Origin of the sequence: Terrisporobacter mayombei, from assembly GCF_020748465.1 — a bacterium.
In the GTDB taxonomy this organism is placed as follows: Bacteria; Bacillota; Clostridia; order Peptostreptococcales; family Peptostreptococcaceae; genus Terrisporobacter; species Terrisporobacter mayombei.
The window spans coordinates 1-473 of the sequence record NZ_JAHZMP010000186.1 but is presented as its reverse complement, the minus strand read 5'-3'; the positions used below and the strand labels follow the sequence as shown (position 1 = coordinate 473).

Below are 473 nucleotides of genomic sequence, written 5' to 3'. Positions count from 1 at the left end.
CGCCGCGTCTTTGCGCAGCGCGGTTGTTTCGAAATGCACAACCTGCCCGGTACCGTGTACCCCTGCGTCAGTACGCCCGGCGCAGAAGACGGTGATGGGTTCGTTCGCCACCTGGGAGAGCGCCTTTTCCAGCTTCTCCTGCACACTGCGGACTTCGTTCTGCCGTTGCCAGCCGTAATACTTACTGCCGTCGTACTCAATGCCCAGCGCAATTTTATAAACTGGCGGTTGTTGCTGGTCGGACATTAGTACAGATACTCCTGCACCAGTTTCTCGGCGATTTTTACTGCCATCAGCGCGCCGCCAAAGCGAACGTTATCGGCCACCGACCAGAACTGGACTTGCTCCGGCATACCGTAGTCATTACGCACGCAGCCAACAGAAAGATGCGGCGTACCCGAAACATCACCTACCTGAGTTGGGAATTCGTTCTCTTCAGAGAGCACAATATCTTCGCCTTGAACAAACGCATC

General features: G+C 55.4%; 1 protein-coding gene and 1 pseudogene. Both read right to left on the bottom strand.

Features of this window, described 5'->3' with window-relative positions; translation table 11 throughout:
* Positions 1–246, bottom strand: a pseudogene (locus tag K0039_RS25170) (hypothetical protein); the annotation flags it as partial.
* Positions 246–473: Asd/ArgC dimerization domain-containing protein (locus K0039_RS25165; protein ID WP_265589556.1), on the bottom strand; the 228-nt coding region annotated here is incomplete at its 5' end. The pseudogene K0039_RS25170 and the gene K0039_RS25165, both read right to left, overlap by 1 nt.